Here is an 8,288-nt window from a genome sequence, read left to right on the forward strand (position 1 = left end):
CACGAAAACCGTTTTCGGTAGCATTCGCCGGGACGGCCGCAGCGGCGGCCGTCCCGGCCGTTTTCCCCGCGAACCCGATGACGGAGTGCACTCGTGTCCGACAGGCCCCCGGGCTCCTCCCTCGGCGACTCCCTGGTCCAGGACTGGGCCGGCCCCGGAGAGCTCCCACCGTCCGACTGGGGGCGGCCGAAGGGCCCCCGCCGCACCGCGACGGTGTGGCTGTTCGCCCTGTTCATCACCGCCATGGCGGCCGGCAACCTGTGGCTCTCCGACCGCTTCACCCACGAGGCCTTCCTCGCCTGGGCCACGATCTTCACCGCGATCTCGCTGCAGGCGCTGCCGTTCCTGGTGTTCGGCGTGGCGCTGTCGGCCGCGCTGACCGCGTTCGTGCCCGCCTCGTTCTACCGCAGGGTCATCCCGCGCAACCCGGTCGCCGCGGTCCCGGTGGCCGGGCTCTCCGGCATGGTGCTGCCCGGCTGCGAATGCGCCTCGGTGCCGGTGGCCGGCGGCCTGATGAAGCGCGGCATCGCCCCCGCGGCGGCGCTGACCTTCCTGCTCGCCGCACCGGCGATCAACCCGGTGGTGCTGATCGCCACCGCGGTGGCCTTCCCCGGGCAGCCAGAGGTGTGGATCGCCCGGCTGGTCGCCTCACTGGGCGCCGCCGTGGTCATCGGCTGGATCTGGGCGAGGTTCGGCAAGTCCGACTGGATCCGCCCGCCCCGCGCCCCGCACGACCCCGACGCCCCCAAGCTGCGGGTCTTCCGCGACTCGATGGTGCACGACCTTGTGCACGCGGGCGGGTTCCTGGTGGTCGGAGCCCTGGCGGCGGCCACCCTCAACGTGGCGATCCCGCGCGAGTGGATCACCGGCCTGGCCGACCTCCCGGTGGTCTCGGTGCTGGTCACCGCGGCGCTGGCGATCCTGCTGTCGATCTGCTCGGAGGCCGACGCGTTCGTCGCCGCCAGCCTCAACCCGTTCCCGCCCACCGCGCTGCTGGCGTTCATGGTGGTCGGCCCGATGGTCGACATCAAGCTCATCGCGCTGCAGGCGGGCACCTTCGGCTGGGGGTTCGTGCGCCGCTTCGTCCCGCTCACCCTGCTGGTGACCCTGCTGTCCACCTTCCTGATCGGAGCGCTGATCCTGTGAACCGCATCGCGCAAGGGCTGGTCCTGGTGCTGCTGGGCGCGGCCGCGCTGGGCTCATCGGCCTTCTCCGAGCTGTACCTGAACTACGTGCAGGGGGCGTTCCGGCCGTTCCTCATCGCCGCGGGGGCGGTACTGGTCCTCTTGGGCGCGCTGGTCGTCGCCGCGGACCTGCGCGCCGCCTCCCGGGGCGAGGAGGGCGAGGAGGGGCACGACTGCCAGGGGCACGACCACCACGGCGGGCCGCGGGTGGCCTGGCTGCTGGTGCTGCCGGCGGTCGCGGTGTTCGTGGTCGCGCCGCCGGCGCTGGGCGCCTACACCGCCGCGGCGTCCGGCGCCGCGGCCGCCCCCGACTCCTCCCGGGTCGACCTCAGCGAGTACCGCGAGGACCCGTTCGCCGAGGCCGGGGACGGCCCGGTCGAGCTGCAGCTGCAGGAGTTCGTCTCCCGGGCCTGGACCGACGAGGAGCGGAGCATGTCCGGCCGGACCATCGAGCTCACCGGGTTCGTCGTACCGCACCCCGAGGGCGAGGACGAGGGCTGGTACCTGGCCCGGCTGCAGATGGCCTGCTGCGCCGCGGACGCGGTGGTCAACCGGGTGCTGATCACCGGCGAGCCGGCCCCGGAGACCGACTCCTGGTGGACCGTCCGCGGCACCTGGGACGAGCCCGAGGGCGACCTGCAGTCCGTCCGCGATCACCGGTTCACCGTCGAGGAGATGCGCGAGGTGGAGAACCCACCGGACCCCTACGAGTGACGGCCCTGCGGGGCGGGCGGGCCCTGCTGGGGCGGCGGGGGCGGCGCCCCCAGGTCGTCGGAGATCCGCGCGGCCACCGCCGCCACCTGCGGCCCCAGCTCCCGCACCCGGGCCGCCGGCAGCCGGCTGGCCAGCGACGAGACGCTGATCGCGGCGACCGGGTCCCGGTTGTGGTCGAAGACCGGGGCGGCCACGCACCGCACCTCCGGCTCGTTCTCCCGGTCGTCGATCGCGTAGCCGCGCTCGCGCACCCGGCGCAGCTCCTCGGTGAACACCTCCGGGTCGGTGACGGTGCGCGGGGTGGCCGCCGGCAGGCCCGCCGCGACCACGTCCGCCACCAGGTCGGCCGGGCTGAACGCGAGGATCGCCTTGCCGACCGCGGTGCGGTAGGCGGGCCGCCGGGAACCGATCCGCGAGGCCATCCGGACCGTGGTGGTGTTCTCCACCTTGTCGGCGTAGACGACGTCGTGCCCGTCCAGCAGCACCAGGTGGCAGGTGTGGCCGGTGCGCCGCATCAGCCCGCGCAGGTGCTCGGAGGCGACCGACCGCAGGTCCATCTGGTCCAGGTAGGCCTGCCACAGCGAGAGCGCCGCCGGCCCCAGCCGGAACCGGCCGGTGCGCGCGTCCCGGGTGAGCAGCCCCGCCTCCACCAGCGGGGCGGACAGCCGCAGCACCGAGCTCTTGTTCACCCCCACCCCCTCGGCGAGCTGGGTGAGGCTCGCCCCGCCGCTGTCCGCCGGCCGGGACCGGACGTAGTCGAGGATGGCCAGCGCGCGCCGCAGCGACGCCGAGGAGTTGCGCCGCGGGGTCAGGTCGACGTTCATCAGGTGGTTCCTTCGTAGACGCCCCGGCCTTCAGACCGAGGAGGAAACGGAGCCCCTGCGGAGCAGGACAGGAGAATCCGGTTCGCCGCCATGATCGACCGGTGTTCATCCCCGACCATCCGCACTTCGTCACAAGCCGATGCAATAGCATGTGAACTATGAAGGCCACGCATGTGAAGCGGGCGTTCAAGTACCGCTTCTACCCGACCGATGCGTAGGCAGCCGAGCCGTCGCGCACGTTCGGGTGCGTGCGGAAGGTCTACAATCTGGCGCTGGCCGCTCGCACAGAGGCCTGGACACGGCAGGAGCGGGTGAATTACAACCAGACGTCGGCGATGCTGACGGCTTGGAAGAAGACCGAGGAACTCGCGTACCTCAACGACGTCTCCTCGGTCCCGCTCCAGCAGGCCCTGCGCCATCTTCAGGCGGCGTTCACCGACTTCTTCGCCAAGAGGGCCGAGTACCCGCGTTACGAGAGCCGGAAGAGATCTCGTGCGTCGGCGGAATACACGACCAGCGCGTTCCGGTTCCGTGACGGGGCGCCGACCCTGGCAAAGATGAGTGATCCGGTCGATGTCGTGTGGTCCCGTCCGCTCCCCGAGGGGGCGACGCCCACCACCGTGACGGTAAGCCGGGACGCAGCGGGGCGTTGGTTCGTGTCCCTGCTGTGCGGGGATCCGACGGTTCGAGTGCTCCCCACCAACGGCAACGCCGTGGGCGTGGACGTCGGTCTGGACCATCTGCTGACCTTGTCCACCGGGGAGAAGATCGCTGATCCCCGGCACGAGCGCCGCGACCGCACCCGGCTTGCATCGGCGCAGCGGCGTCTGGCGAAGAAGGCCAGGGGGGACGGGGCCAATCGGGCCGAGGCTCGGCGCAAGGCCGCCCGGGTCCATGCCCGGATCGCCGACCGGCGCCGGGACCATCTGCACAAGCTGACCACTCGACTCGTTCGTGAGAACCAAACGATCGTGATCGAGGATCTGACCGTCCGGAACATGGCCAAGAACCGAAGTCTCGCCCGCGCGATCAGTGACGCGGCATGGAGTGAGTTCCGGAGCGTACTGGAGTACAAGGCCGCTTGGTACGGGCGGGACGTCGTGGTCGTGGACCGCTTTTTCCCTTCGTCCAAGCTGTGCTCTGTCCGCGGTGCCCTCACCGAGAGGATGCCGCTGAACGTCCGCACCTGGACGTGCGACTGCGGTGCGTTCCACGATCGGGACGTGAACGTGGCGAAGAACCTTCTGGCCGTCGGGCTGGCGGCGTCGGCCTGTGGAGCCGGTGTAAGACCCCAACGGCGTAAGCCGGGCGGGCGGTCGGTGGTGAAGCAGGAAACCCCCCGGAGCGATCCGGGCCGTGCAAGCGGCGGACGGTTGTAGGCCGTTCGGGGATCCCCCTGCTTCAGCCGGGGGAGTAGTCAACCTTTCACCGCCCCTCCCAGGCCGGAGGCCAGCCGGCGCTGGACGAACAGGAAGAACACCAGCACCGGGATGGTCATCAGCACGGACCCGGCCATGATGCCACCCCAGTCGTTCTCGTCCGGCTTGAAGAACGACAGCAGCGCGATCGGCAGGGTCTGGTTCTCCTGCGCCGAGATGATGAACGTCTTGGCGAACAGGAAGTCGTTCCAGGTCATGATGAACGAGAAGATGCTGCACGCCACCACCCCGGGCGCGACCAGCGGGAACAGCACCCGGGTGACGAAGGTCAGGCTGCCCGCCCCGTCCAGCTGGGCGGCCTCCTCCAGCTCCTTGGGCACCGCCGCGACGAAGCCGCGCAGCATCCAGATCGCCAGCGGCACCGCGAAGGCGGTGTGCACCAGCATCAGCGAGCCCAGGTGGTTCAGGCCCAGCTCCGGGACGGCCTGGCCCATGCTGCGCATCAGGAAGAACAGCGGGATGGTCAGCGCCTCCACCGGCACCATCTGTGCGATGAGCACCAGCACCAGCAGGGTGGTGCGGAGCCGGAAGCGGTACCGGGTCAGCGCCACCGCCGCGCAGAACGCGCAGAACGTGGAGGCGGTCACCACCACCGCGGCCACCACCACGCTGTTCAGCAGGTACTGGCCGAAGCCGTCCACCAGCAGCACCCGGCGGAACGAGTCCAGGGTGGGGGTGAGCGTGAACGGCATGGGGTCCCCGGCCTCCAGCGCGGCCCGGGGCTTGAGCGCGGAGAGCACCATCCAGTACAGCGGGAACGCGACCACCAGGGCGATCAGCAGGCCGGCGGCGTCGGTACGGATACGGCGGAGCAACTACAGCACCTCCCCTTGGCGGCGCAGCGCGCGCAGGTAGCCGAGCGTGATCAGGAGCAGCAGCAGGGTGGTGATCACGCCGATGGCCGACCCCAGCCCGTACTGCCCGGACGCGAACGCCTTCTGGTAGGCGTACACGTTGAGCACCAGGTTCTGCCCGGCGATCCCGCCGCCGCCGGTCATGATGTAGATCTGGGTGAAGATCTTGAAGTCCCAGATGATGGACTGGATCGTCACGATGGTCATCGCCGGGCGCAGCATCGGCAGCATCACCGAGCGGGCGATCCGCGCGGTGGACGCGCCGTCCAGCCGGGCCGCCTCGATGACCTCCTCGGGGATCGCGCGGATCGCGGCGTACAGGGTGACCATCACGAACGGGAACGAGCACCACAGCACCTGCGAGGCGACCAGCACGAACGCCGAGGTCTTGGTGTAGGTCCAGGAGTGCCCGGAGAACTCGGTCAGCCCCAGCCCGGCCAGGGCCTGGTTGACCGGGCCCAGCGTCGGGTCGAACAGGAAGAGCCAGACCGCGCTGCCGGTCACCGCGGGGGTGGCCCAGGCGCCCAGCGCGGCGAGGAACAGCAGGGTGCGCACCCACGGCGACAGCCGGGTGGCCAGCACCGCCAGCCCGCCGCCGAGCAGGATCGTGCCCAGGACGCAGGCCCCGGCGAACACGACCGTGTTGAGCAGCACCTCCCAGAACTGCGGGTCGGAGAGGAGCTCCCGGTAGTTGGCCAGGCCGGTGAAGCGGAGCGGCTCGGCGCCGGTGACCTGCGGCTGCCGGTAGTCGTAGAAGGAGACCAGCACCAGCTGGTAGAGCGGGTAGACCAGCATCGTGCCCAGCACCGCGAGGGCGGGCACGAGGTACATCCAGGGTTCGAGGCGCCGGCGCCCGGAGGCGGTGCCCCCGGGGCGCCGGAGCGGAAGTGCGGGGATTCCCATGGCGCCCGGGTCACTCCCCGCCGAAGGCGTCGTCGAGCGCGGTGGCGGCCTCGTCCGCGGCCTCGTCCACCGAGGCGTCGCCGGCGGCGACCTTCTGCACCATGGTCGGCAGCACGCCCTCGGCGTCGACCGCGGCCCAGGAGCCGGTCACCGGGACGAACCGGGTGCCCGCGTTCAGCGTCTCGATGAACGGCCCGGCGTCGGGGTCGGACTCGGCCAGCTCCTCCTGCACGTCGGTGAAGGTGGGCAGGTTGCCCATCGCGTCGTACATGTCGCGCTGGTACTCCTTGCCGGCCAGCAGCTTCACGAACTCCACCGCCAGGGTGCGCCGCTCGGTCCCGGCGAGCACGCCGAGGTTGTTGCCGCCGGCGAACGCGGGGGCGATGCTGCCGGGCTCGGTGCCGGGCAGCGGGATCACCGCGGTGTCCTCGGCCACCTCGCTGTCCTGCACCGCCTTGAGGTTGAAGTTGCCGCCCAGGGTCATCGCGGCGCGGCCCGCGACGTAGTTCTGCACGCTGTCGTTGCCGGTCATCTCCGAGCAGGTCTGCGGCGGGCAGTTGTCCTCGGAGAGGATCTCGCCGTAGAGCTCCAGGCCGGCCTTGGCCTCCTCGGAGTCGATGGCGGCGGTGTAGGACCCGTCGTCGCCCTGCTCGGCCACGTCGCCGCCGTGCGCCCAGACGAACGGGAGGAAGCCGTAGGTGTAGGCGCCGCCGACGGAGACGCCGAGCATGTCCGGGTCCTCCTCGCGGACCTTCCGGCCGGCCTCGACGACCTCCTCCAGGGTCTCCGGCTCCTCCAGGTCGAGCTCTTCGAAGACGTCGGTCCGGTAGTACAGGGCGCGCGCGCCCAGGAACCACGGGACGCCGTAGGAGGCCCCGTCGACCTGCGCGGTGGCGGCGACGTCCTCGGGGATGTCGGCGTGGTCCTCCCACTCGGCCAGCTCGTCGGAGATGTCGGCGAACCCGCCGGACTCCACGTAGCCGGCCAGGTCGGTGTTGCCGTACTCGGCGACGTCGGGCGCTGAGGAGGGGTCGTTGAAGGCGCCCTGGAACCGCTCGGCCCGGGTCTCCACCGGGATGTACTGGACGTCGACGGTGACGCCGTCGTGCGCGGACTCGAACTCCGCGACGGCCTCGTCGACCACCTTCTCCTTGGGCTCCTGGTCGACCTCGGAGAAGAGCCAGACGCGGAGCGTGCCCGTCATCTCGTCGGCGCCGGAGCCGGCGCCGTCGGTCTGGGCGGGGGCGCAGGCGGCCAGCACCGCGGCGAGCCCGGCGAGGGCGCAGGCGCGCAGCGGGCGGGAGGAGGAGAGGGAGGCGGGGCGGCCGGAGAAGCGGGAGCGGCGGCCCGAAGGGTCTCCGTTGAGGGCGGTGGCGGGTGACGTGCGGGAAGGCCGCATCGGATCTCCTTCGCCGGTAGGGGGTGGGGGAGGAAGGCGCTGACCGGTACGGACGGGACGAGTGCGACGAATGGTCTATACCGGATCGAACCGCCTGATGGGGCTTGAATGTAAGGTCGCCGCCCGGAGCGGCTGAAGAGAGGGTGTGCAAAGTTGTGCATCGCACAACGCCCGGACCGCAATGCAGCACATCGGCGAACACCGATGCACACCGGGTGACATGCCGGGCCGACAGGAGGCAGCGGAAAGGGCCGCCCCGAGCGGGACGGCCCTTTCCGCGGTGCCCGGAGGGCGGTCTAGAAGGCGAACACCCCGGCCGTGCCGTTCCGGGCGGTGCACGGGTTGCCGAAGGTCTCGGCGTAGTCGACCGGTTCGGCGCCCCAGTGCCCCCGGGCGGAGAGCCGCACCGGCCGGTGCTCCATCGTGCACGCGCCGCCGGAGGACGGCAGTGAGGAGAAGTCCCCGCCGGCGGACTCCAGGGCCGCGCAGGCCTCGGCGGCGGACGGGTGCGAGCCGCCGGCCGGCCGGCAGGTCAGGGTGGCCGAGCGGGACGTGCCGCCCTCCCCCTCGCTCCAGGAGAGCACGAGCCGGGAGCCGGCCTGCGGGGCGCCGTCGGCCTGTGCGGGCGCGGCGCCGGCGAGACCGGCGGCCCCCGCCGCGACCAGGGCGGCGGCGACGGCCGGGGCGAGCCTCTTCAGCATGGGAGCTTCTCCGTTCCCGTTCGAGATCATTGCGGACGGTAATCTAGTCGCAACTCATCGTCCTCTGGGCGGGAATCGCCGAAATCCCCGAGGCGCCCGGGATGCGGCGGGCGGGGAGCACAGTGGCGGAGTGCGGCGGCGGAGTGAGACGGCGGAGTGCGGTGGCGGTGCGGGAAGAGTAAGGCGGGCGGTGCGGGCGGCGGCAGGGGGTGGGTTCTAGTTTGTGTTGCAACACGGCCGGGACGAAGGGGGATGAAGGGTGCCGGGCAA

The 8,288-nt window shown here is 71.4% G+C and carries 7 protein-coding genes and 1 pseudogene; 3 read left to right on the plus strand and 5 right to left on the minus strand.

From position 1 onward, the window contains the following. The first annotated feature begins 93 nt into the window (after nt 1-93). A complete protein-coding gene (locus D459_RS0126970; protein WP_017596112.1) occupies nt 94-1,146 on the plus strand; it encodes a permease in 1,053 nt (350 codons plus the stop codon). After that, on the plus strand, nt 1,143-1,898 hold the full coding sequence (locus D459_RS0126975; RefSeq protein WP_017596113.1) for a TIGR03943 family putative permease subunit: 756 nt from the start codon (nt 1,143-1,145) through the stop codon (nt 1,896-1,898). The genes D459_RS0126970 and D459_RS0126975 overlap by 4 nt, the downstream gene beginning before the upstream one ends. Here the strand turns inward: D459_RS0126975 and D459_RS0126980 are convergent. Beyond that, nucleotides 1,889-2,722 (minus strand): IclR family transcriptional regulator, encoded by an 834-nt coding sequence (locus tag D459_RS0126980; RefSeq protein ID WP_017596114.1) that lies wholly within the window; start codon nt 2,720-2,722, stop codon nt 1,889-1,891. The genes D459_RS0126975 and D459_RS0126980 overlap by 10 nt on opposite strands. A 158-nt stretch (nt 2,723-2,880) precedes the next feature. On the opposite strand from D459_RS0126980, the pseudogene D459_RS33020 reads away from it, so the two are divergent. Beyond that, nucleotides 2,881-4,101: pseudogene (locus D459_RS33020) on the plus strand (RNA-guided endonuclease InsQ/TnpB family protein). A gap of 38 nt (nt 4,102-4,139) precedes the next feature. On the opposite strand, the gene D459_RS0126990 reads toward D459_RS33020, so the two are convergent. From D459_RS0126990 to D459_RS0127005, 4 genes are all read right to left on the minus strand, one after another. Next, on the minus strand, nt 4,140-4,976 hold the full coding sequence (locus D459_RS0126990; protein WP_017596115.1) for a carbohydrate ABC transporter permease: 837 nt from the start codon (nt 4,974-4,976) through the stop codon (nt 4,140-4,142). Further along, a complete protein-coding gene (locus D459_RS0126995; protein WP_206540808.1) occupies nt 4,977-5,846 on the minus strand; it encodes a carbohydrate ABC transporter permease in 870 nt (289 codons plus the stop codon). Nucleotides 5,847-5,928: 82 nt separating this feature from the next. Next, nucleotides 5,929-7,317: an extracellular solute-binding protein gene (locus D459_RS0127000; protein ID WP_017596117.1), complete on the minus strand. Its 1,389-nt coding sequence runs from the start codon at nt 7,315-7,317 to the stop codon at nt 5,929-5,931. A 296-nt stretch (nt 7,318-7,613) separates the two neighbouring features. Continuing rightward, entirely contained in the window at nt 7,614-8,018 is a 405-nt protein-coding gene (locus tag D459_RS0127005) for an SSI family serine proteinase inhibitor (protein ID WP_017596118.1), read from the minus strand. Nucleotides 8,019-8,288: the final 270 nt, after the last annotated feature.

The organism is Nocardiopsis potens DSM 45234 (assembly GCF_000341105.1).
Lineage (GTDB): Bacteria > Actinomycetota > Actinomycetes > Streptosporangiales > Streptosporangiaceae > Nocardiopsis_A > Nocardiopsis_A potens.